The sequence below is a fragment of the Paeniglutamicibacter kerguelensis genome, from assembly GCF_017876535.1.
Taxonomy (GTDB): domain Bacteria; phylum Actinomycetota; class Actinomycetes; order Actinomycetales; family Micrococcaceae; genus Paeniglutamicibacter; species Paeniglutamicibacter kerguelensis.
The window spans coordinates 2,343,429-2,367,462 of record NZ_JAGIOF010000001.1 but is presented as its reverse complement, the minus strand read 5'-3'; the positions used below and the strand labels follow the sequence as shown (position 1 = coordinate 2,367,462).

Here is a 24,034-nt window from a genome sequence, read left to right as displayed (position 1 = left end):
CGCCGGGGCCGGGCGTCGGTGCGGAACACCATGCGGATGCGCGCCACGCCCGGAGCAAGAAGGATCCATTCCTCGGGTGCCCAGGTGCTCTTTGTCGACGATGTGTTGACCACGGGTGCGACCTTGGCCGAGGCCCACCGTTGCCTGGCGGGCCACGGGTTGGTGGTGTGCGGCGCCGTGGTGCTGGCGAGCACGACGGCGCCGTCCGGAAATCGATGATTACGCTCAACGCGATGAAGTAATAATCGGAACATCCTTGATTATCCGTGCATCTGTCATAGGGTGAAGTATGGGCACCCCGATAGGGGAAACGAACCCATCTTCAGCGACTGAAAGGAGTGGTTTTTCAGTCGCTGTTGTGTCACCTGAGCAATGATGGAGGACACCATGGAGATGACGATCAGCGGACGAAACGTAACGGTTTCCGATCGCTTCCGCGAGTACGTGGACGAGAAGATCGACAAGGTCGATCAACTTGCGACGAAGATCCAGCGCTTGGACATCAAGGTCACCAAGGAGCCGCACGCTGCTCGTAACGCCGACAGCGCCCTGACCGTTGAATTGACGGTCCTGGGCCGAGGCCCGGCAATCCGCGCCGAAGCGAAGGCCGCTGACAAGTTCGCCGCCTTTGACACCGCGTTCGCAAAGCTGCTCGAGCGGCTGCGCAAGGCACGGGATCGTCGCAAGGTCCACCACGGCAGCCGGACGCCGAAGGCCGTCCACCAGGCAACCAGCGGCCTGCAGCCCGCCGACAGCTCCATTCCGCTGCATGAGGCAACCCGCATCGCGCAGCAGGAAGAGGAATTGCGCCTTGCCGCCGAGTCGGCCGAGGCCAGCGCCAGCCCGATCGAGATCCGGCGCAAGGTCTTCCCTGCCGAGTCAATGAGCGTCGACGACGCCCTGGACCGGATGGAAATGGTCGGCCACCCGTTCTACCTCTTCATCGACGAAGCGACCGGTGCACACTCGGTGGTCTACAACCGCCGTCAGTACGCCTACGGCATCATCACCCTGGATCCCGAGGCCACCGACGAGGCAACCTTGGAGACCCGCCGCTACCGGGCCGCAGCCCCGGCCAACGCTTAAACAACAAGGCAACTACGATGGGCCTATGACCACGATTCTCTCGACGTCACAGGCCCGTCGTATCGCCCTCGCAGCCCAAGGGCTGCACCGGGCACGGCCCACCGCACCAGTCACGATTGGTGCGGTGGGCCGCACTTTTAACCGTTTGGAACTGCTCCAAATCGATTCGGTCAACGTACTCACCCGCGCGCAGTACCTGCCGCTCTTCTCGCGGCTGGGCCCCTACGAGACTTCATTGCTTGACGATCTCTGCGTCGGCAAACCACGCAAGGTCCTCGAATACTGGGCCCACGAAGCGTCCCTGGTCAGGTCCGAACATTTTGCCGACCTTGTGCCTTGGCAACGCCGCACCTGGCCGGGAAGCCTCGGCGCTCTTGACGACGCGGGCCATTCGCTCTCAAGCGAGATCCAAGGCCTGCTACAAAGCTCCCCGCCACTGACCGCGCGGGAGGTCGCCGAGGAATTGGGCCATGAGCACCGCAAGGAAACCGTGGAGTGGGGCTGGAACTGGTCGGCCGTCAAACGGGTTTTGGAAGCGCTCTTTGCCGAAGGCATCATCACCGCCGCGGGGCGCAACAAACAATTCGAGCGCAGGTATACGGCACTGGACAGGGTGTTGCCGGGGTACGGAAACGAATCCGAACCGGTGGACCCGCGGGAGGCCATGGAACGCCTGTTGTTGGCATCCGCAAAGGCCCACGGGGTCGGTACGGCGCACTGCCTGGCTGACTATTTCAGGTTGCCCGTCAGGGAAAGCGCGGCGGTACTGGAAGACCTGAGCGAGAGGTCGATGCTGGTTCGAACCGGCGTGCACGGACACAAGGACACCTTCTACATGCTCCCGGGCACCGTCATTCCGCGACGTGCCTCGGCTCGGGCGCTCCTTAGCCCGTTTGATTCGCTGGTTTTCAATCGCAAACGCATCCAGAAACTATTCAATTTCAATTACAGGTTGGAAATCTATACCCCGAGCGAGAAACGCACCTATGGCTACTATGTGTTGCCGTTCCTGTTGGGGGAGTGCCTGGTGGGTCGTGTCGACGTCAAGGCCGACCGCCTGCAGAAGTCCCTGATCGTGCGCGGGGCCTATACCGAACCCGATGCCCCGCCCGAAACCGCCGGTGAATTGGCCGAGGAATTGCGCCTGATGGCGGGGTGGCTGGGCCTGGAAACAGTAGAGGTTTCCCCGCGGGGAAATCTGGCAGCTGCCTTGGAGTTTTCGCTAAGCTCGCCCAAATACGCTGATAACCACAAGTGAAAGCAATCTCTCACGTAGACTGAACACGCCAGAATTCCTGTGCTTGAGATTTGGGAGCTGCCTCGTGGCATCAATGCTTGAACGTATCCTGCGTACCGGCGATAAGAAGACGCTGAAAAAGTTGCGTGGATACGCTGACGCTATCAACGTGCTTGATAGCGAATTCCGTGCCCTTAGCGATGCCGAGTTGCGCGGCGAGACAGATAAATTCAGAGCGCGAATCGCCGATGGGGAATCGCTGGACCACCTGCTCCCGGAGGCGTTTGCCGCCGTCCGCGAAGCAGCGGATCGCACCCTCGGCATGCGCCACTTCGACGTGCAGCTCATGGGCGGCGCCGCCCTGCACATGGGCAACATCGCCGAAATGCGCACGGGTGAAGGCAAGACCCTGGTGGCCACGGCTCCCGCCTACCTCAATGCACTCAGCGGCAAGGGCGTCCACGTTGTCACGGTCAACGACTTCCTCGCCGAGTACCAGTCAGACATCATGGGCCGCGTCTACCGCTTCCTGGGCCTGACCAGCGGTTGCATCCTGTCAAACCAGGATCCCGCGCAGCGTCGCCTGCAGTACGAATTCGACATCACCTACGGGACGAACAACGAATTCGGCTTCGACTACCTGCGCGACAACATGGCCTGGAGCGCCGATGAACTCGTGCAGCGCGGCCACAACTACGCCATCGTCGACGAAGTCGACTCGATCCTCATCGACGAGGCCCGCACCCCGCTGATCATTTCCGGGCAGGCTTCCGGCGACGTGAACCGCTGGTACACCGAGTTCGCCAAGCTGGTCAACCGCCTCGCCATCGACGTCGACTACGAGGTCGACGAGAAGAAGCGCACCATCGGTGTCCTGGAATCGGGCATCGAAAAGGTCGAGGACTACCTCGGCATCCACAACCTCTACGAGGCCTCGAACACCCCGCTGATCGGCTTCCTGAACAACGCCATCAAGGCCAAGGAACTGTTCAAGAACGACAAGGACTACGTCGTGATCAACGGCGAAGTGATGATCGTCGACGAGCACACCGGCCGTTCGCTGGCCGGCCGCCGCTACTCCGAGGGCATGCACCAGGCTATCGAGGCGAAGGAAGGGGTGGAAATCAAGGCCGAGAACCAGACCATGGCGACTGTGACCCTGCAGAACTACTTCCGCCTCTACGGCAAGCTGTCGGGCATGACGGGCACGGCCCAGACCGAGGCCGCCGAGTTCATGTCGACCTACAAGCTCGGCGTCGTGGAAATCCCGACGAACAAGCCGCTGTTGCGCAAGGACCAGCCGGACCTGATCTACAAGAACGAGATTGCCAAGTTCGACGCGGTCGTCCAGGACATCGCCGAACGCCACGCCACCGGCCAGCCGGTGCTGGTGGGCACCACCAGCGTGGAAAAGAGCGAGTACCTGGCCCGCCTGCTGGCCAAGCAGGGCATCCGCCACGAGGTGCTCAACGCCAAGCAGCATGCACGCGAAGCGGCAATCGTTGCCCAGGCCGGCAAGAGGGGCTCCGTCACCGTGGCCACGAACATGGCCGGCCGCGGTACCGACATCATGCTCGGCGGCAACGCCGAGTTCCTGGCCGTGACGGAGATGGAACGCCGCGGACTGGATCCGGAAGAAAACTCCGAGCAGTACGAGTTGGAGTGGGACGACGTCTTTGCCGCGGCGAAGAAGCAGGTCGCAACCGAGGCGAACGAAGTTGCCGAATCGGGCGGCCTCTACGTGTTGGGCACCGAACGCCACGAATCGCGCCGCATCGACAACCAGCTGCGCGGCCGTTCCGGCCGACAGGGAGACCCGGGCGAGTCCCGCTTCTACCTGTCGATGACCGATGAACTCATGCGCCGCTTCAACGCCGGTGCCGCACAGCGCATCATGAACAACCCGTCGATGCCGGACGACGTGGCCCTGGAATCCAAGATCGTCTCCAAGGCCATCGAGACGGCCCAGGCGCAGGTGGAGGGCACCAACGCCGAACAGCGCAAGAACGTGCTGAAGTACGACGACGTGATGAACCGCCAGCGCGAAGCCATCTACGGCGACCGCCGCCGGATCCTGGAAGGCGGCGACCTCCACGAGAAGGTTGCGCACTTCCTGGAGGACGTGGTCAAGGCCATGGTCACAGAGGCCACCGCCGAGGGGCACGCCGACGACTGGGACCTGAAGCAGCTGTGGACCAACCTGAAGCAGCTCTACCCGATCTCCATCACCCTAGACGAGGTCATTGCCGAGGCCGGACACCGCAGCTCGCTGACCCCGGAGTTCCTTGAACGCGAGATCCTTTCCGACGCCCGCCTGCAGTACCAGGCGCGTGAGCAGTCGGTCGGCGAGGAAAACATGCGCGAACTGGAGCGCCGCGTGGTGCTCTCGGTCATCGGCCGCAAGTGGCAGGAACACCTCTACGAGATGGACTACCTCAAGGAAGGCATCGGCCTGCGTGCCATGGCCCAGCGCGACCCGTTGGTCGAGTACCAGCGCGAGGGCTTCATCCTGTTCCAGACCATGATGGAATCCATCCGCGAGGAGAGCATCGGCATGCTCTTCAACATCGAGGTCGAGACCCGCCAGGCCCCCGAGGTGTCGCTGCCCGGTGTCACGGATGCACGTTCGATGACCAGCGAGCCGGTGCTGAACACGCCCGGTCTCGACGCCCCGGCTCGGCCCTCCACGCTGCGCTACACCGCGCCGGAGGAGACCGGCGAGGCCTCGACGCACATCGAGCGCACCCCGGGTGCGGCCGCGCCGAAGTCCGAGGGCAACAACAAGAAGAAAAAGGGCAAGCGCAGCTAGCCGATTTCCAGCGCAGTAACCTGCCACCGTCCGTGCCACCGCTCTATTCTCAGGGCGGTGGCACGGACTTTTTCTAGGTCCAGCAGGACCACTGCCGCCTCGAAAACCAGGGGGAGGACCTCGGAAATGCGGATGCGCAGCACCCTCGGGTTGCTGTAGCAGCACACGCCTGGGTCCGGTTGCTGCTGCTGCCCGATCCGCAGGTGGTGCTCGAGCTTGCCCATGCACTCGGGGTTCAGGGCGTTGATGAGTTGGCGCGCCGGACGTGCCCCGGCCAGCACCTCCAGCACCGCGGGGGCCACGGCATGCACGACGGTGGCCACCGACTCCTCGATGTTCGCCATGGACCCGGCCTTGGGGAAGATCTTCTCGATGAGCGGCCGGACCTCCGCCGGCACCGGGTCGGACTCCGCGTCGGGGGCCTCCGCATGCCGTGGGGAGGCGGTTTCCGGTGCGGTCTCCTCCGGGACGGCCGCCGGGCCGACGGCGCACCGCTGCCTGCGCGGCGCCGCAGTGCCCCGCAGGGCCTGCGGAAAGCGCCTGCCGGTGGTGCGCGGGGCCGGCGCCTGGCCCGATTCGGTCCACACGCCCTCGTGCAGCAGGACCGCAGGGGTGTTGCGGGTGGCCGGTTCGATCGTGGTGATGCTCATGGCGTGCTCCTGGTGGGGACGTGGTGCGGGTGGTGGACCTATGGACGGGTGCTGCGGGTGTTCGGTTCGGTGAGGACCATGCCGACGTCGAGGCTGTCGGGGTTCGGGCCGATGAGTTCGCGGTTGGCCGCGTACCACTGCGGCCAGGATTCGGCGATGTCTCCGGCCGTCGACTCGGGGGCCAAGTGCCGGGCGGCGATCGACCAAAGGGTGTCGCCGGGTCGGACGACGACTTCCTGCGACGGGCGCGTGCCGCCGCCGAGCGTGCGCTGCAGCGGCAGGGAAATCCGTTGCGGAAGCCAGCCGGGGGAGAGCACCGTGGGCTCTGCTGCCGCGGCGCCCGCCCCGTCCCCGATCTCCCCGCGCGGCTCCGCGGCTGTCGTCGCTTCGGGGTCGGCGGTCTGTCCGGCGAGTTGCTGGGCCATCTGTGCGTGCGGGGCTGCGGCGTTCGCCGACGTGGCCAGGAGGAGGGAGCCGCCGATGGCCGCCACGCAGAGCCTGGCCATGAACCCCGGGACCAGACGCGCGATTTTCGCGCCGAGGCGGCGGTGGCCGGACCTGATGCTCAGCGTGGCCAGCAGGGCCAACAGCATGCCGAGCAGCAGCCAGAGCATGATCGCCGCAGCGAGCCATCCCAGGGCCATCCCGGTGAGTTGCTCGAGGGAACGCGGCGTGAGTTCCGCGTCACCGATTGCGCCCAGGTCCAGGCGCCGGGAAATGAGGTGGCTGCCGAGCAGCATGGCCAGCGGCAGGCAGGCCGTCGCCGCCAGCATGAGCAGATCTTTTATGACTTGTTTGCGCATCTTAACCTGATTTGATGTCGTTTGAGACTGTTTGATGTCCTGTGTTTGAATATGATGGCACTTCGCCGGGTGAGGCGCTAGGGGTTCCGGGGATCGAATTCCGGACCTAGGGTGTGCCCATGAGATGGGAATCGCTTTTTGAGGACCTGGAGGCGCAGCTGGAAGCCGAGTCGGCACGCGAAAAGACCAGCGAAGTGCAGGAAGCGGTGCGTGTCGAACGCGCCCGTGAGGAGTTGATCCAGCGCCTGTCGCCCCAAATCAACGCGCACGTGGAGGTGCAGCTGCTGGGCGGCGAACGGCTGCACGGGCGGCTGGCGGCGCTTGGCAAGGACTGGTTCATGTTGCGACGCGGAGAGGTCGAGGAACTGATCCCGGTCCACGCGCTGGCCGGCTGGACGCAACGGACCCTTGGGCAGCGACAGGACGCCCGCGAGCCCCGCATCGGACTCGGCCAGGCCTTGCGCATGCTGGTGCGGGACCGCGCGCGGATCACCGTCGGTGGCATTGACGGCTCGCTGCTGGCCACCGGAACGCTCGACCAGGCGGGCCGGGACTTCTTGGAGATCGCCCGCCATGAGCGCGATGAATACCGCAGGGCGTCGGTGCTCCAGGGATCCAGCCTGGTGCCGATTCCCGTCGTGGCTTGGGTGCGCAGGGAAAACTGAAAACCAACATTTTGCTGACGGGGGCTTTTCACCGGTCGGGGTGCGGGCGTAGGGTGTCGGCTCAGGGGCCGGGAAACGTCGGGGTGGCCCTGCGAGTCATGGGGGACTCGGTCAACGAGGATTCTAGGGGGAAAACACCATGGACCGGGTTCAGGACCGCGTTGCGGGCGAAGCGCGCCGCATGGCACGACCCACGTGGAAGGACCCGCGGTTGCTGATCGGCATCCTCATGGTGCTGGCCTCCTGCGTCGGGGTGATCGCGTTGACAAGCACCTTGGACAAGACCGTGCCCATGTACGTGGCCAAGGCGGACATCTCCCTGGGCGAGGAGCTCACCGCGGAGAAGCTCAGCGTCGCCAACGTCAAGCTCGACGCGCTGGGGGAGCGCTACGTTGCGGCGGACCCGAAAATCCTGTCCGGGCATCGGGCCAACGCGCTGATTCGTGCCGGCGAATTGATTCCCTCCAGTGCAATCGGCCTGCAGGACGGGACAAACCGAAGGCCGGTTTCCGTGAACCTTTCCGATGCGCTGCCTGCGGCAATCACCGCCGGGTCCCACGTGGATGTGTGGGTTTCCTCCAAGGACCGGGAGGCCAACGCCTTCGCGGCTCCGACGCTGCTGCTGCCCGCGGCCGAGGTGACGTACCGGGCCGAACGCCCCACTGGATTCGGCGGCACCGCGGGCACCGTGGTGGAACTGCTGGTGGTGGACGCCTCGCTTGCGGACCTGCTCGAGGCGATGGCCAACGACGCGCGCATCACTGTCGTCTTCAACCCGGCGGCGAGTTCATGATGAACATCTCGGTGGTCATCTGGGCCGATGACGGGGAATTGATCGAACGCCTGGAGAGGCAACGCGGGATTCTCACGGTGGCCCGGACCAGCACCGACATGGTCGAAGTCATAGCTCTCAGCGAGACGGGGTTGGCGGATGCCGTCATCCTGGCCGGGGTGCCGGACCTCATCGAAACCCGGGACATCGATGCAATCACCGAACGTGGCGTCCCCGTGGTGGTGCTGTGCGACGACCCGGCGCAGTCCAACCGGCTGAACAGGGCCGGGGCCCACGTGGCTGTGGGCGCCATCGACGCCGTGGAGCTCGGCGTGCTCATCCAGCGGGCGTGCGGGGAACGGCAGCGCGGCACCCGCTCCGACGGCGCCAAGGCAAGTGCGGAACCGGCGGGAAACCCCTCCGGCAGGCGCGGACGGGTCGTGGTGTTCTGGGGGCCCAGCGGTTCCCCCGGTCGGTCCCTGGTGGCGCTGAACTATGCGGTTGAATGCGCGCTGGATGCGCGCGAGGTGATCCTGCTTGATGCGGACACCTACGGGGCAACCCAGGCCGTGCAGCTGGGGTTGCTGGACGAGGCGGCGGGGCTCGCGCAGATCTGCCGGACCGTGGACCAGGACCGCTTCGACGCCCACACGCTGGAGCGCATTTGCGCGCCGGTGGTGATTGCCGGGGCCAAGATGCGCGTGGCCACCGGGCTCCCGCGGGCCAACCGGTGGCCGGAGCTGCGTCCCACCGCGCTGCGCAGGGCGGTGCTGGCCCTGCAGGAACGCTGCGACGTCATCGTGATCGACGTTGCGGGACCGCTGGAACTTGACGAGGAGCTCAGCTTCGACACCGCCGCCCCCCAGCGCAACGGCGTGGCGGCGGCCATGCTCCGCATCGCGGACGAAATCTACGCGGTGGGCCAGGCAAACAGCATCGGGGTGCCCCGGCTGATCCGGGCTCTGGATGAAATGCAGGCCTCGGTCGGGGAACTTGCCGTGAAGGTGGTGTTCAACAAGGTCTCGGCCGCCAGCGTGGGCTCGGCCCCGCACCGGGCGCTGGCCGAGACCTGGGCGCGATTCGGGCCCGCCCAGCCCGTCGTGGCCTACCTGCCCCACGATCCCGATGCCGTGGAATCGGCGCTGCTGGCCGGAAGCGCGCTAGCAGAAATTGCGCCGCATTCTGCACTGCGCATCGGCATTGCGGGTCTCGCGGGAAGAAAAATCAAGGGTCGACAGCGCATTTTGCCGCGCCGCGCCGCGTCGAGGTGACGACCGTAACCTGGCGGGATAGTGTTGTAACACTAGCGTTACGCAACGGAGCGAAACGTACATCTATACACGGAGGCGTTCTTTTGAACACGTCGGAGTCCAGCATGTCCGAAACATTCATCGCTGAGACACTCACTGCCGATTTAGTAGGTACCTACTACGGCCAGTTAGCACCAGAAGATGCAGCGGCGTATTCGCCGGAGCAGCTCGAATCCAGGGTGGTGGCGCACTTGGCCGTCGGCTGGGAGCGTGACCCGAAATCGGCACGGGTTTCGATCACCCGGCATGCGGGCACCACCATGGTTTATGTGGTCACCGACGACATGCCGTTCCTGGTGGATTCCGTGACCGCGGAAATCGTGCGCCAGAAGGCCGCAATCAACATCGTGGTCCACCCCACCTTCGTGGTCAGCCGCGATTCCGAGCACGGCCGCATCACGTCGCTGGAAACCGTTCCGGCCCACGAGCACCTGGCCAGCGGCGACACCGCCGCGATGCCGAGCCTCTCCGCACTCGTCGCGAAAAACCGCGACACCGCCATCGAATCCTGGATCGCCGTGGAACTCGGCGGGGACCCGAGCGACGAAACCGTCGAATCCCTGATCGCCGGCCTGGAACGCATCCTCGTTGACGTGCGTGCCGCCGTCGAAGACTGGTCGGCCATGCGCAACAAGGCCCACGAGATCGCCGATTCGCTGGCACTTGTCACCGGCGCCGAGCAGATCCCCGACCTCAACGCCGCGGTCGACCTGCTGCACTGGCTCGACGACGGGAACTTCACCTTCCTGGGCTACCGCGACTACGACCTGGTCACCGAGAACAACGAAGACGTGCTGCGCATCCGCCCCGACTCCGGCCTGGGCCTGATGCGCAACACCGACTCCGCCCGCAACACCCAGCACCTGACCAAGCGCGGACGCGCCATGGCCCGCGACAAGCGCGCCCTGGTGATCACCAAGGCCAACTCCCGCTCCACCGTGCACCGCGGCGTCTACCTGGACTACGTGGGCATCAAGCGCTTCGACGCCCAGGGCAACGTCAACGGCGAGCGTCGCTTCATCGGCCTGTTTGCCTCCAGCGTCTACACCTCCTCGGTGCGCAGCGTGCCGGTGGTCCGCGAAAAGGTCAAGGCAGTGCTGCGGCGCACCGGGTTCGCCCCGGACTCGCACTCCGGCAAGGACATCGTCACCATCCTTGAGACCTACCCGCGCGACGAGCTCTTCCAGATCTCCGTTGAGGACCTCACCGACACCGTGCTGGGCATCCTGCGCCTGCAGGAACGCCGCCGCACCTCGCTCTTCCTGCGCCCGGACGTCTACGGACGCTTCATGTCCGCGCTGGTCTACCTGCCGCGCGACCGCTACACCACCGGCGTGCGCCTGCGCATCGAAAAGGAATTGACGGAGGCCTTCAACGCCGAGTCCGTCGACTTCGAGGTGCGCATGAGCGAATCCGCGCTGGTTCGCCTGTTCTACCGCATCCGCCTCCAGCGCCACGGCCTGACCCCCGTGGTCGACCGCGCCGCGCTGGAAACGCGCCTGGTCGCCGCCGTGCGTTCCTGGTCCGAGGGCATCTCCGAGGCCGCCACCGAGCGCTACGGCGCCGAGGCCGGCACCGCACTGGCCTCCAACTGGGCCGAGGCCTTCCCCGCTGCCTACCGCGTGGACTTCGAGGTCGAGGAGGCCCTGGCCGACATCGAACGCTTCGGCGTCTACGAGGAGCCCGACCACGTCGGCCCGGTCATCAAGCTCTACGTGCCGGAGGAAGACGAGGACTCCGAGGTCAACGCCCGGATGAAGCTCTACCTGACGGCACCGCTCTCGCTCTCCAAGATCCTTCCGGTGCTGCAGAACCTGGGCCTGGAAGTCATCGACGAGCGTCCCTTCGCCGTCACCCCCTTGCGCGCCGAGGAGCGCTACCTCTACGACCTGGGCCTGAAGTTCCCGGCCGGGATCGACCCGCTGGCCGCCGAGTCGCTGCTCGAGGCCGCCTACAGCGCGATCGTGACCGGCGTCGCCGAGTCCGACCACCTCAACCGCCTGGTGCTGCGCGAGTCCATGGGCTGGCGCGAGGTCGCGCTGCTGCGCGCCTACGCCAAGTACCTGCACCAGCTGGGCGTCTCGAACTCCTACTCGTTCGTTTCGGACACTCTGGTGGCCAACCCGGACGTCACCCACGGAATCCTCGCGCTCTTCAAGGGCACCTTCGACCCGATCCTAGGTGCCGAGGAGTCGGCGGCCGCCCGCCTGGCCGCACACGCCACGCTGGCCGAGGCGCTTGAAAAGGTCCCGACGCTGGATGCCGACAAGCTGCTGCGCCGCTTCGTGAACGTCATCGAGGGAACGCTGCGCACCAACTACTACACCGACCCCGCGGCGCTGGCCTTCAAGCTGATGCCGGGCAAGATCGACGGTGCGCCGTTCCCGCGCCCCAAGTACGAGATCTGGGTCTGCTCCCCGCGCGTCGAGGGCGTGCACCTGCGCTTCGGCGAGGTCGCCCGTGGCGGCCTGCGCTGGTCGGACCGCCGCGACGACTTTCGCACCGAGGTCCTGGGCCTGGTCAAGGCGCAGATGGTCAAGAACGCGGTGATCGTGCCGACCGGCGCCAAGGGCGGCTTCTTCGCCAAGCAGCTGCCGAACCCGGCCGTGGACCGCGGCGCCTGGATGGAAGAGGGCAAGTCCGCCTATCGCATCTTCATCCGCTCGTTGCTGGAGATCACCGACAACCTCGTCACCGACGCCAACGGCGAGACCGTGGTGCCGCCGGCAAACGTCGTGCGCCTCGACGGGGACGACACCTACCTGGTGGTTGCCGCGGACAAGGGCACCGCGTCCTTCTCCGACATCGCCAACTCGATCTCCGAGGAACGCGGGCACTGGCTGGGCGACGCCTTCGCCTCCGGCGGCTCGATCGGCTACGACCACAAGGCCATGGGCATCACCGCCCGCGGCGCCTGGGAGTCCGTCAAGCGCCACTTCACCGAGTTCGGCGTCGACACGCAGACCGAGGAATTCACCGCCGCCGGCGTGGGTGACATGTCCGGCGACGTGTTCGGCAACGGCCTGCTGCGCACCCGCACCGTGAAGCTTGTCGCCGCGTTCGACCACCGCGACATCTTCCTGGACCCCAACCCGGATGCCGGGGCTTCCTTCGTCGAGCGTGCGCGCCTGTTCGAGCTGCCGAGGTCCTCCTGGGCCGACTACAACAAGGACCTGATTTCGGCGGGCGGCGGGGTCTTCTCCCGCACGCTGAAGTCCATCCCGATCTCCCCGGAGGTCCGCGACGCGCTCGGCCTGGGCGCCACGGTCAGCTCCATGGCACCCACCGAGCTGCTCAAGGCCATCCTGGGCGCCCCGGTCGACCTGCTCTACAACGGCGGCATCGGCACCTACGTGAAGGCCTCCACGGAGACCCACGCCGAGGTCGGGGACCGCGCCAACGACGCGATCCGCGTCGACGGCAAGCAGATCCGCGCCAAGGTGATCGGCGAGGGCGGCAACCTGGGCATGACCCAGCTCGGCCGCATCGAGGCGGCGCTGCACGGGGTCCTGCTGAACACCGACGCCATCGATAACTCCGCCGGCGTCGACTGCTCGGACCACGAGGTCAACATCAAGATCTTCGTGGACCGTATGGTCCGCGCCGGAAAGATCGACAAGGACGAGCGTTCGGCATTCCTGCACTCGATGACCGACGAGGTCTCCCGGCTGGTGCTGAAGACCAACTTCGACCAGAACGTGATGCTGCTCAACGACAAGCAGGAGATGGCCAGCTGGTCCCCGGCCTTCGAGCGCCAGATGGATTGGCTGGAGGAGCACGCGGACCTGAACCGCGCGCTCGAGTTCCTGCCCACCAACGAGCAGCTCGAGGAACGCCTCGCCGCGGGCCAGACGCTGACCGTGCCGGAGCTCTCCGTGCTTGTCGCCTACGCGAAGATCCAGCTGGCTTCGGCGCTTGCCGCGTCCGACCTGCCGGACGACCCGTACTTCGCGGCCACGCTGCGCAACTACTTCCCGGTCCAGCTGGCCGAACGCTTCGGCGAGGAACTCGATTCGCACCCGCTGCGCCGCGAGATCATCGCCACGGTGATCGCCAACGACATGGTCAACGTCGGCGGCACCACCTACGCCTTCCGCGTCATGGAAGAGACCGGCGCCACCGAATCCCAGGTTGCCAAGGCCTTTGTCGCACTGCGCGACATCTACTCCTTCGACTCGGAATTCGATGCGATCAATGCGCTGGCACCGTCCTTCGACACGCAGACCTGGTGCCGCCTGCACCTGGACATGCGCCGCCTGCTGGACCGTGCCACCCGCTGGTACATCCACCACGTGGACCGCAGCCAGATGGTCACCGAATCGATGCAGGCCCTGGCGCCGACGATCCAGGCCCTGCGCCCGGCGGTCGGCTCGCTGCTGCGCGGTTCGGACGATGCACGCGTGAGCGCGCTGAAGGTCGAGGCGCTGGGCTGGGGCCTCGAGAAGGGCATGGCCACTCGCTGGGCCGAGCAGTTCGAGTCCTTCGTGCTCCTGGACATCGCCGCCATGGCGACCCGCACCGGGCTGGATGCCGGGGAGATCGCAAAGATCTACTACGTGCTCTACGACCGCTTCGGGGTCGACGCGCTGCTCGAGCGCATCACCTCGCTGCCGCGTGCGGACCGCTGGCAGGCCTTGGCCCGTGCGGCCCTGCGCGACGATCTGTATTCGACGATCATCGACTTCACCCGCGATGTCATCGAGGTGTCCGACGACGCCGAATCGGACCCGGTTGTGCGCGTGGATGCGTGGGAAGCCGCGAACGAGGCTAATCTTGAACGTGCAAAGAACATGTTCGCGGAAGTGAACCGACTCGAACGCGATGACATGGCGTCCCTGTCGGTGGCTCTGCGACTGTTGCGTTCAATCGTACGGAGGTAACCGTTGGCCATCTTCACGGACCAACTTCGAGAGTCAGCTGATTTTGGGCCTGGAGATGAAGACTGGCTTCACCTCTTGGTGGGGGACTGGCAACTGGTCGCCGATCTGGCGTTTGCCGATCTGGTGTTGTGGTTTCCGGTCCCGGACGGGACGTACATGGCGCTTGCCCATGTGCGTCCCTCCACCTCGCACACCGTCTTCCACACGGACTTCGTGGGGGAGCGGATCCGCAAGGACCTCAAATCCCTCGTGGACGAGGCCTGGCGGACGCAGGCAATCGTTCGTTCGGACCGCGGGACGGAGCAAGAGGAGCATTCGATGCTCATCGAAGCCGTCCCGATGGTCCGCAACGGGCGCACCCTGGCAGTCATCAGCGTGCACTTCGACCTGTCGGGTTCGCGCATGCCCTCGCGCCTTGAACTGACCTACAGGCAGTGCGCCGAGGACCTGCTGAAGATGTGCACCCAGGGGCTGTGGCCGGACTTCGCCACGCCCACAGGGTCCCGCCGCGGCGCCCCGCGCGTCGGGGACGGGTTCATCCGCCTCGACGCCGACGGCATCGTCCAGTATGCGAGCCCCAACGCGGTTTCGGCCTACAGGCGGCTCGGCGCGGCGGACACCCTCGAGGGCAGGTCCCTCTCCGAGGCGACCATGGGCCTGGTGAAGGACCGCCGGCTGATCGACGAGTCCCTGCCGCTGGTGGTCTCCGGCAAGATGCCGTGGCGCACCGAAATCGAATCCATGGGCGTGACCCTGTCGCTGCGGGCCATTCCGCTGCGGGACTCAAGGAAGCGCTACGGAGCACTGGTGCTCTGCCGCGACGTGAGCGAATTGCGCCGTCGCGAGAAGGAACTGGTGTCCAAGGACGCGACGATCCGCGAGATCCACCACCGCGTGAAGAACAACCTGCAGACGGTTGCGGCACTGCTGCGCATGCAGTCGCGCCGCATGAAGTCGGAGGAGGGCCGCCAGGGCCTCGACCAGGCCATGCGCAGGGTAGCGACGATCGCCGCCGTCCACGAGACGCTCTCGCAGGGCCTGAGCGAGAACGTGGACTTCGACGAGCTCATCGACAGGCAGTTCCGGCTGATCGTGGAGATCGCCTCTCCCGGCCAGAAGGTCAACACCGAACGCACCGGCGCCTTCGGGGGTCTTCCGGCCGAGTTGGCAACGCCGCTGTCCCTGGTGATCAACGAGCTTGTCACAAACGCCGTGGAGCACGGGCTCGCGGACCGCGACGGCACCGTGGTGCTGGACGCGGAACGCTACAGGGACCCGCTGGGCGAGGACTTCCTCCGGGTCGCCATCAGCGATGACGGGGTGGGGCTCCCGCCCGAACCGCGCCAGGAGGGACTTGGCCTGCAGATCGTGCGGACCCTTGTCACCAGCGAGCTGAGCGGAAACATCTACTGGGAGGACCGGAGCGGTCCGGGGACCCGCGTGGTCATCGAACTGCCGGTGGCGGCGCGGCGCTAGGTTCACCCCGAACAAGGACAGACGCGAAGGGCCGGCCCACCAAATTGGTGGGCCGGCCCTTCGCGCCTGTTTCGCCGGGCGTCTGCGCCTAGAAGCGGTTCTGCAAGGCGATGATGTTTGCGACGTATCGCTTGGTGTCCGGGTACATGCCGTACTTCTTCACGCCGGCAGCTCCCTGGTAGTAGGAAGCGATGCCGATTTCCTTGGACGGGCTGTTGCGCTGGTGGTGGCGGATGATGGCAATGCCGGCCGTCACGTTGTCCTGCGGGTCGAGCAGGTTCAGCTTGCGTCCCACGAGCCCCTCGGCCCACTGTCCCGCGGACGGGATGACCTGCATGACGCCCACCGCATTGGCGGGGGAGACCGAAGCCATGTTGAAGCTTGATTCCTGGAAGGCGTGCGCCAGCGCCAGGGATGGATCGACACCCATGGCGCGGGCGGTCGAGGCAACCATTGCCTGCATTTGGGCCCGCGAGGGCAACTTTGCAGCAAGCAGCGTACGTTTGTTCTCATTTGCCGAATTCACGGTTCCCGATGAGTACTTGCGTCCCAGGAAGGTGTTCCCGACCAGCGGCTTGGAGGACGTCGGATTCACGGCGGAGCTGCTCGAGCCGTTGCCTGAGGTCTTCAGGCGCTGTCCGATGGAGAGCGTCGAGCCGTAGCTCAGGTTCTTGTTCAGCTTCAGCAGCGTGTTCACCGGGGTGTTTGTCTTGTTGGCAATGCCGATCAAGGTGTCGCCGGAGACGACGGTGTAGCTGCCCTGGGCCGCCGCGGGGGTCTTGGGCGCGGCGGGCGCTGACGAACCGGCGGAACCGCCGGAAACCTTCACGACTTGGTTCAGGCGGATGATGGAGCTGTGGCTGAGGCCGTTGAGCGCCAGAAACGAAGAGGTCGACATGTTGTGGCGCAGGGCGATGCCCGAGGGCGTATCGCCGGCGCGCACCACGTAGCTGCCTGCCGGGCTCTTCGACGAGATCTGCGAGCCGGGCTTCGACGCGGCGGTGCCGCCGGTGGAGGAGAAGCGAAGGACCTGCCCGATGTGGATCAGGTCGCCGGCGGGGTTGCCTGCCGCGCTGCGTACCGCTCCCAGGGAGATGCCCATCCGGTTGGCGATACCGCCGAGGGTGTCACCAGCGACGACCTTGTACTGAGATGCAGTCTTCGTCGTGCTGGCGCTTGCCTTGGCCTTCGGCGCGGACGCGGCGGAGCCGGAGGTCTTCAGGCGCAGTGTCTGGCCCGCGTAGATATTGTCGGAGCTGAGGCCATTGGCCTTTTTGAGGTCCGCAACCGAAACCTTGGTGCGAAGTGAGATGTGAGAGAGCGTATCGCCCTTCTTCACCAGGACGGTTTCGCTCTTCTTTGCCATCGGAATGACCGACGTCGGAATGTGCGACGCCACCAGGTGCGCACTGATTCGGGCCTCGGCGGCCTTGACCAATGCGGGGGTGGCGACCCTGGGTTGAAGTGCATCACGGGCTGGCAGTGGTGCAGCGGCGGCCGGGGTGGCGAGAGTGCCAAGAACCACGGCAGGAATTGCCGCGGTGGCGACTGCGCCGCCGATTGCTCGGACATGACGGTTCTGTGCGATGGACATGAAGCGATCCTTTGGGTCAGGGCAAGGGCGAATCGTTCGGTCGCAAGTGAATTCACAGGAAAGGCCTTGTGAATCATGTGACTCAAGTTGCGAGTGTGACTCCTGTGAATTTACACCACAAGCTGAAATTTGTGAAAGATCCCATGCAAAAAACTTCAATATGGGTCCAGATATGCCGTGGGATGTGGCACGCTGGATTGGTGAGCAATATTGAGAATCTCGTAGCCGAGTGGCTGCCCCTGCCCGACCTAGCCGAAGCGCTGGATATTTCCATCAAGAAGGTCCACAGCCTCATCGACGAACGCGCGATTATTTGTGTCCGCGTGGGCGCGCGCAACATCCGTTCGGTGCCCGCTGACTTCGTCCTCGACGGACAGCTCGTGGACAGCCTGAAGGGAACCATTTCGGTTCTCAAGGATTCGGGCTACGAGGATGAAGAGCTGCTGGTGTGGCTCTTCACCGCCGACGATTCGCTGCCAGGCACGCCCATGGAGGCGTTGCGTGCAGGTCGCAAGACCGAAATCCGCCGCCGCGCCCAGTCGCTGAGCTGGTAGCAGGTATTCGACCCGGGAAACGTGAATCCACGGCATCGGGGCCAGGATAAACATCAGGGAGTGTTCGCGCCGGTTTCGGCGGGAACACTCCCTCTTTGTTTTAATGTACGAAGTGCCGGAGCCCTCCGGCACTTTGACAGACTGCGGGCGGACCCTAGGACGTGCGGCGGATCGCCGCCAGCCCCAGGGTGCGCAGGGCATGCCTGGCCATCGGCGAAACCTCGAGTTCCTCCAGTGCAGCAAATCCTTGCTCTGAAAGTCGGGCGATGGATTCCTCGGTTGCCGCCAGCGCGCCGCAGGATTCCAGCAGGTCCCGCATCCGGTTCACCTCTTCGTCGGAGAGGTCCTCGGCACCGAGCCGGCCCTGGATGAATGCCTGGTCCTCGTCCGACGCCAAGGTTAAGGCATGCGCAATGATTTCGGTGCGCTTTCCCTCGCGTAGGTCATCACCCGCGGGCTTGCCTGTCACGGCGGGATCGCCGAAGACACCCAGGACGTCATCACGCAACTGGAAGGCCTCGCCCAGGGGGAGGGCAAAGCGGGAATACTGTTCCAGGAGTTCATCGCTTGCACCGGCCAGGGCCCCGCCGAGCAGCGTCGGGTTTTCCGTCGAATACTTGGCCGACTTGAAACGCACGATGGTTCGGGCGCGCTTGACGGCGTCCGACGGGCCGTAGGCGGGGCCGGCGGATTCCTCGAGCACATCAAGGTACTGCCCGGCCATGACCTGGGCTCGCATCCGGTCAAAGATCGACCGTGCCTGCGGAACCGACGGCTCGATGGTTGCAAAGAGCTGTTCGCTTAAAGAGAGGCACAGGTCCCCGGCGAGAATCGAAGCGGCCTCGCCGAAACGCGGGGCGTCGCGGTGCCACCCCGAGGCCCTGTGCAGGGATTCGAAACGGCGGTGCATGCTTGGCTGTCCTCGGCGGGTATCCGAGCGGTCGATCAGGTCATCGTGGATGAGGGCTGCGGCCTGGAAGAGCTCGAGGGCCGCGCCGGCCTGCACGATGGAGTCCTCGTTCGGGTCTCCGCCGGCCCCGACGAAGCCCCAGAAGGCAAAGAGCGGACGAAGGCGCTTGCCGCCGCGGGTCAGGTCGCTGATGGCGGTGACGAGTTCGCCCGCTGCCGGAGCGATCTGGGAGATGACTTCGTGCTGTTCTGCCAGGAACGTGGTGAGTAGTTCTTCGATGCGTTCCGAGAAGCCTGCGGAAAATACCCGGGCCTGTTCGGGGTCGAAGGTGTCCGCAGCAAAAAGAGTCATGTTTCCCATCCCATAGATTGCGCAACGTGGTTTGGGGTTAACTCTAGTACGCGCGGGCAAAACGCCCGCAGTGTCGGTGCGGCTCACTAGACTGGGCAACATGGGAGAGCAACGGGTTCGGGCGATACTGCACGTGGACATGGACGCCTTTTTCGTTTCCGTTGAACTGCTGTCGCGGCCGGAGCTGGTTGGCCGGGAAGTTATCGTCGGCCATCCGGGGGAGCGGTCGGTCGTGCTCTCCGCGTCCTATGAATGCCGTGCCAAGGGCGTGAAGTCCGCGATGCCGATGAGCCAAGCCGTCCGGCTTGCCCCGAAGGCCACGGTCATCGAACCCACTCACGGCCTGTACTACAGCTACTCGGCGCGCATCATGGAAATCTTCTACGAGGTGACTCCGCTGGTGGAGCAGCTCAGCGTCGATGAGGCCTTTCTCGATGTAACGGGCAGCATGCGCCGGCTCGGCCCGCCGGAAGCCATCGGGGAAATGATTCGCTCACGGCTTCGCGCCGAACTCGGGCTTCCGGCAAGCGTCGGGATCGCAACAAACAAATTCGTGGCTAAGGTCGCATCGACCCGAGCCAAGCCCGACGGGATGCTGGTGATCAGGCCCGAGCAAACATTGGACTACCTGCACACCCTGCCGGTCAAGGCATTGTGGGGCGTCGGGGCCAAGACAGCCGAGGTGCTTAGGGAAATGGGCATCTCCACCGTTGCCCAACTCGCGCACACCCCGGAAAGCACGCTGAAGAAGCGCCTGGGTGCCACCGGCACGCACCTCTATGGCCTGGCCTGGGGACGCGACGATCGGGAGATTGAAACCGAGCGGGAAGAGAAAAGCATCGGAGCCGAAGAAACGTTTGCCGTGGACATCCACGACAGTGAAATCATCAAGCGCGAGATCCTGCGCCTGGCACACCGGGTGGCCACACGACTGCGAGAAGCCGACAAGGAAGCCACCACGGTGGCGCTGAAACTGCGCTACGAGGACTTTTCCACCCTTTCGCGCAGCCGAACCCTGCCATCGCCCAGCAACGCCGCAGGTGTTCTCGCGGCGGCCGCCGAAGGCCTGCTCGAAAAACTCGGCACAAGGCCCATGGCGGTTCGGCTGGTGGGTATCCGCGTTGAAAAATTGCGCAACGCCGGCCTCGGAATGCAATTGAGCATCGATCCGCAGGATGACAACTGGCGTCAGGCCGAGGTTGCAATGGATCTTATCCGCTCCAGATTCCCGACTGGAGCCTTGCGTCCGGCTTCATTGCTGGGGCCAGGGCACAACGAAAGGGCTCAGGGACACAAGGAGTGAAATGGATGCCGTGAGCGGGTTATGAGTCGAATCCTGACTACCTTATTAACAAGTTTCGGGACTATTCTTGTTTTAGAACCTACTGACTGAGATGGTCGGGAACATTGTCAAGATGTAGTTCGTTCCATAAGGTAAGGGCGAGAGCCGTGACCGTGAAGTGAAAGGTAAGAGACGATGCCACTTTCCGAGCATGAGCAACGTCTTCTGGAGCAGCTGGAAAAGCAGCTACATGAGGATCATCGCTTCGCCTCGACAATGAAGACCGTGTCGAGCGCGGGGAACTATTCAACGCGCAATCTAGCATTGGGTGCGTTGATCGGTATCGTCGGGATCGGCGTATTGATCGCCGGAATCTCGAGCCAACTGATTCTTGTTGGCGTATTGGGCTTCATAGTGATGTTCGGCGGTGTTTACTTGGCACTTTCGCGTAAGGGAGGCGCCAGGGCTTCGAAATCGGCGGAGAAGGCAAAAGCCGCACAGAAGTCCGGCTTCATGAGTGATCTAGAGAGCAAGTGGGAACAGCGCAAGCGCGACGAGCAAGGTTCCTAGATTCCGACTTCGGATCTGCCCGGGGGCGCCCACGCAAACGTAATAGAATTCGCCAAGGCTCCGCATTGTGCGGAGCCTTGGGCATTTAACTGACTCTCAGCTCTCAGCTCTTTGCCCGCTGCCGTCTTCCGCCCGCCGCCGATCTGCGACCCTGGCGAAGCTACGCGCGGCCACCTTGTCTGGGGGCAAACGGCGTTCGACGCGCCCGACGCGCCCGACGCGCCGAGTATGCCCAATCGAAATAATTTTTATTTCGAGGGTCAGCCAAGGTCCGTTTGACGAGCCGTCCAAGGCATCAATTTTCCCTCCACATTCGCTCTATCGCCCCCTACGCTTCCTTCCGCCGCAACTACACCCTGCCCAAAAACCGCGTATTCACGCAGATTTTGCAATATGTATTTGTGTTTTATGTCACCGGTTCATTTTTGGGGATTCTCGACTGTGGTTTTTCCCTCCACTTCGCGCCCCGCCCGGAATTCCGCGGAAAATCAATGCTTTTTCGGATTTTGCCGTGTCGGAACGGCCGAATGTACGTTGACAGTGGAGGGGTGTGGAGTAAAGTGGAGCGAAATAGAGGGAAATGGAGTCGATTCTCCTTCAAACCGAGAGGCGGTCTATGTGTTCCTAGGAACGTATACACCGCGCCTCGACGAGAAGGGGAGATTGATTCTTCCAGCCAAATATCGTGATGAATTAGCAAATGGTCTAGTTCTGACACGAGGGCAGGAGCGTTGCATCTATGTTTTTAGTCAGCGTGAATTTGAGAAGCAGCATGAGCAAATGAGTCAGGCGCCGATTTCTTCACGTCAGGCACGAGACTATGCGCGTGTTTTTCTTTCCGGTGCTTCTGACGAATTACCGGATAAGCAGGGCCGGGTTACCATTCCGGCAATGCTTCGCTCCTATGCGGGATTGGACCGTGAGGTCACAGTGATTGGCGCGGGCAACCGTGTCGAGATCTGGGATTCAACCTCATGGAACTCCTACCTTGAGGAGCAGGAGAACGCGTTCTCTGAGACAGATGACGAAGCCTTACCCGGTTTCTAAGCACCTCGGTGATTGGAAATCTGCAATTGGTTTGGATGAGATCTCCAGCCGCCCAGTCGACGTCCATCCTGGCTTCACTTCCCCGAAGCCAGGCGGGACAGGTATGGGTCGGAGGGGGCTCTGATCTCAGCCAGTACCCGAGCAACAATGCCCACGCGAAAGGGGTAGCAGTGAATCCTGACGGAGCCGCAGAGCGACCCGCCTCGGAACGACACGTTCCTGTCCTGCTTGATCGATGCGTTGGGCTGCTGGCACCCGGAATCGAAGCCGGAATTGCGGCTCGCGGTCGCGCCGTCGTGGTGGATTGCACCCTCGGCATGGGAGGCCACTCGGAAGCCTTGCTTCAGCGTTTCCCCGACCTGCACCTGATCGGTCTTGACCGGGACGAACAGGCACTGGCCCTCGCAGGTGCACGCCTCGAACCCTATTCAAACCGTACCGATCTCGTACACGCCGTTTACGACGAAATCGCGGACGTTGTTGAAGACCTCGGATTCGACGGAATCGACGGGGTGCTCTTCGATCTCGGGGTTTCCTCGCTGCAGCTCGACGAACGGGAACGAGGATTTGCCTATTCCTACGACGCTCCCCTGGACATGCGGATGGATACGTCGCGCGGCCCCACGGCGGCGGACGTCGTCAACGAATACAGCGAGACCGAACTGGTGCGGATCATTCGCGCGTGGGGCGAGGAGAAATTCGCCGGGCGGATTGCCTCGTCCATCGTCGAAGCCCGCAAGGTCAAGCCCTTCACGAGCACCGAGGAACTCGTTGCGGCCATTCGTTCAGTAGTTCCTGCCGCCGCGGCACGTACCGGGGGACACCCGGCAAAGCGAACGTTCCAGGCACTTCGCATCGAAGTGAACGAGGAACTGGACGTCTTGGAACGTGCGATTCCCGCGGCAATGGGGGCGCTGCATGTCGGCGGCCGCGTCGTGGTGATGAGTTACCACTCGCTGGAAGACAAGATCACCAAACGGCATTTCGCTGCCGGCTCCAAATCTTCGGCACCGGCGGGCTTCCCCGTGGAGCTGGAAGAACACAAGGCGCAATTCAAGGTCCTCACGCGAGGCACCGAGAAGCCAACTGACCAAGAAATCGCAGAAAACTCACGTGCAGCTTCAGCGAAGCTGCGAGCCGTGGAACGCATCCTGAAGAGGAACTGAGTAAATGAGCAACCGGACACCCCACCGCGTACGTTCCCGCACCTTTGACGTGCCACCGACGCAGGGTGCCAACGCGCTCAGCTATGCCCCGGAACCGATACCGGCGTCGAGGCCCGAATCTTCTTCGACGAAGCGGCGCGTCACGCTTTCGGTTGTGCCCTCGATTTCGACTAAGCGACGCATACCACTCTTGATCACGATGCTCTTGATGATTCTCGCTTCGGCCGTGATCGTGCTTCTCCTCAACGTATTCATTGCCAACGGCCAGTACACGATGGTCGGCCTCAAGGGGCAGGAACGCACGCTCTCGCAGGAGAACGAGGCGCTGCGCCAGGAGGCCCAATATCTGGAGGCCCCGCAAGTGATTGCAGAGAAGGCCACCAAGCTCGGCATGGTCAAGCCGGGTACCCCGGCAGCGATCAACCTCGATACGGGCCAAGTCACAGGGAAAGCCACGGCGGCCGTGAAGCCCGAAAAGGACTCGAAGATCTCTGGCGTTCTGGCTACGCCGCTCACGCCCGAAACCGAGGTTCCGACGGCAACTGAAACCAAGACGGAGCCGAACAAGCCGGAGGCCGTTGAAGGCTCCGCATCTGCGACAGCCCCGACCCAGGGAAACCCGGTTCAGACGGAAGAAGCCCCGGCCCCGACGGTGAAGCAGCCGCTGGATTCCGGCACGCAAGGTCGTCCGTCGTTCACTCCGCAGCAGCTCAACGGCGGAACCATCCCGGCCCCGACGATGAAGACCCCCGGCCTGTAGCCACTTGCCTTTGGCACTTGAGCCGCGCTAAAGCACCACCAATCCTTTCGGTATGAGCTGAGGAAAGCATGTCAACAAAATCCCCAACAAATACCGGAACGACGCATCACCG

The 24,034-nt window shown here is 64.0% G+C and carries 19 protein-coding genes; 15 read left to right on the top strand and 4 right to left on the bottom strand.

Annotated features, from left to right (window positions below; translation table 11 throughout):
• Positions 1-36: 36 nt before the first annotated feature.
• The 4 genes from JOF47_RS10725 (at position 37) to secA (ending at position 5,132) form a co-directional block, all read left to right on the top strand.
• Positions 37-219, top strand: a complete 183-nt coding sequence (locus tag JOF47_RS10725) for a phosphoribosyltransferase (RefSeq protein WP_209997600.1) — start codon at positions 37-39, stop codon at positions 217-219.
• 168 nt (positions 220-387) lie between these two features.
• Complete coding sequence (hpf, locus tag JOF47_RS10720) at positions 388-1,086, top strand: ribosome hibernation-promoting factor, HPF/YfiA family (RefSeq protein ID WP_209997598.1); 699 nt, start codon at positions 388-390, stop codon at positions 1,084-1,086.
• Between the two features lie 25 nt (positions 1,087-1,111).
• Positions 1,112-2,344 carry a winged helix-turn-helix domain-containing protein gene (locus tag JOF47_RS10715; protein ID WP_209997596.1) on the top strand — a complete coding sequence of 411 codons (1,233 nt, stop codon included), beginning with the start codon at positions 1,112-1,114 and terminating at the stop codon, positions 2,342-2,344.
• Positions 2,345-2,408: 64 nt separating this feature from the next.
• A complete protein-coding gene (gene secA / locus JOF47_RS10710; RefSeq protein WP_209997593.1) occupies positions 2,409-5,132 on the top strand; it encodes a preprotein translocase subunit SecA in 2,724 nt (907 codons plus the stop codon).
• On the opposite strand, the gene JOF47_RS10705 is transcribed toward secA, so the two are convergent.
• Together JOF47_RS10705 and JOF47_RS10700 are read right to left on the bottom strand one after the other, a co-directional pair.
• The gene (locus JOF47_RS10705) at positions 5,129-5,782 is read right to left on the bottom strand and encodes an Rv3235 family protein (protein ID WP_209997591.1); all 654 of its coding nucleotides are present in this window, start codon (positions 5,780-5,782) and stop codon (positions 5,129-5,131) included. The two genes, secA and JOF47_RS10705, sit on opposite strands and share 4 nt — an antisense overlap.
• 38 nt (positions 5,783-5,820) lie before the next feature.
• Positions 5,821-6,555, bottom strand: a complete 735-nt coding sequence (locus JOF47_RS10700) for a LysM peptidoglycan-binding domain-containing protein (protein ID WP_209997589.1) — start codon at positions 6,553-6,555, stop codon at positions 5,821-5,823.
• Between the two features lie 149 nt (positions 6,556-6,704).
• On the opposite strand from JOF47_RS10700, the gene JOF47_RS10695 reads away from it, so the two are divergent.
• The 5 genes from JOF47_RS10695 (at position 6,705) to JOF47_RS10675 (ending at position 15,688) form a co-directional block, all read left to right on the top strand.
• Complete coding sequence (locus tag JOF47_RS10695) at positions 6,705-7,250, top strand: hypothetical protein (RefSeq protein ID WP_209997571.1); 546 nt, start codon at positions 6,705-6,707, stop codon at positions 7,248-7,250.
• A gap of 139 nt (positions 7,251-7,389) precedes the next feature.
• Complete coding sequence (locus tag JOF47_RS10690; protein WP_209997570.1) at positions 7,390-8,043, top strand: SAF domain-containing protein; 654 nt, start codon at positions 7,390-7,392, stop codon at positions 8,041-8,043.
• Entirely contained in the window at positions 8,040-9,293 is a 1,254-nt protein-coding gene (locus JOF47_RS10685; protein ID WP_209997568.1) for a CpaE/TadZ family protein, read from the top strand. Before JOF47_RS10690 ends, JOF47_RS10685 begins: the two co-directional genes overlap by 4 nt.
• A 104-nt stretch (positions 9,294-9,397) precedes the next feature.
• Positions 9,398-14,212 carry an NAD-glutamate dehydrogenase gene (locus JOF47_RS10680; protein WP_209997566.1) on the top strand — a complete coding sequence of 1,605 codons (4,815 nt, stop codon included), beginning with the start codon at positions 9,398-9,400 and terminating at the stop codon, positions 14,210-14,212.
• A 3-nt stretch (positions 14,213-14,215) separates the two neighbouring features.
• Positions 14,216-15,688, top strand: a complete 1,473-nt coding sequence (locus tag JOF47_RS10675; RefSeq protein WP_209997555.1) for a sensor histidine kinase — start codon at positions 14,216-14,218, stop codon at positions 15,686-15,688.
• Between the two features lie 88 nt (positions 15,689-15,776).
• On the opposite strand, the gene JOF47_RS10670 is transcribed toward JOF47_RS10675, so the two are convergent.
• Complete coding sequence (locus JOF47_RS10670) at positions 15,777-17,282, bottom strand: lytic transglycosylase domain-containing protein (RefSeq protein ID WP_209997554.1); 1,506 nt, start codon at positions 17,280-17,282, stop codon at positions 15,777-15,779.
• Between the two features lie 200 nt (positions 17,283-17,482).
• Here JOF47_RS10670 and JOF47_RS10665 point away from each other — a divergent pair, with 200 nt between their 5' ends.
• Positions 17,483-17,836, top strand: a complete 354-nt coding sequence (locus JOF47_RS10665) for an Rv2175c family DNA-binding protein (RefSeq protein ID WP_209997553.1) — start codon at positions 17,483-17,485, stop codon at positions 17,834-17,836.
• A 154-nt stretch (positions 17,837-17,990) separates the two neighbouring features.
• Here JOF47_RS10665 and JOF47_RS10660 read toward each other — a convergent pair whose 3' ends face one another.
• A complete protein-coding gene (locus tag JOF47_RS10660) occupies positions 17,991-19,097 on the bottom strand; it encodes a polyprenyl synthetase family protein (RefSeq protein WP_209997552.1) in 1,107 nt (368 codons plus the stop codon).
• A gap of 100 nt (positions 19,098-19,197) precedes the next feature.
• On the opposite strand from JOF47_RS10660, the gene dinB reads away from it, so the two are divergent.
• The 5 genes from dinB to ftsL all read left to right on the top strand — a co-directional run bounded on the left by dinB (position 19,198) and on the right by ftsL (position 23,922).
• A complete protein-coding gene (dinB, locus tag JOF47_RS10655; RefSeq protein ID WP_209997551.1) occupies positions 19,198-20,400 on the top strand; it encodes a DNA polymerase IV in 1,203 nt (400 codons plus the stop codon).
• 174 nt (positions 20,401-20,574) lie between these two features.
• Positions 20,575-20,949, top strand: coding sequence for a DUF3040 domain-containing protein (locus JOF47_RS10650; RefSeq protein WP_209997550.1), 375 nt, complete (start codon positions 20,575-20,577; stop codon positions 20,947-20,949).
• Between the two features lie 618 nt (positions 20,950-21,567).
• Positions 21,568-21,996 carry a division/cell wall cluster transcriptional repressor MraZ gene (gene mraZ, locus JOF47_RS10645; protein WP_209997549.1) on the top strand — a complete coding sequence of 143 codons (429 nt, stop codon included), beginning with the start codon at positions 21,568-21,570 and terminating at the stop codon, positions 21,994-21,996.
• A 170-nt stretch (positions 21,997-22,166) separates the two neighbouring features.
• Positions 22,167-23,162, top strand: a complete 996-nt coding sequence (gene rsmH / locus JOF47_RS10640) for a 16S rRNA (cytosine(1402)-N(4))-methyltransferase RsmH (RefSeq protein ID WP_209997548.1) — start codon at positions 22,167-22,169, stop codon at positions 23,160-23,162.
• A gap of 4 nt (positions 23,163-23,166) precedes the next feature.
• Positions 23,167-23,922 (top strand): cell division protein FtsL, encoded by a 756-nt coding sequence (gene ftsL, locus JOF47_RS10635; RefSeq protein ID WP_377779748.1) that lies wholly within the window; start codon positions 23,167-23,169, stop codon positions 23,920-23,922.
• Positions 23,923-24,034 lie beyond the last annotated feature (112 nt).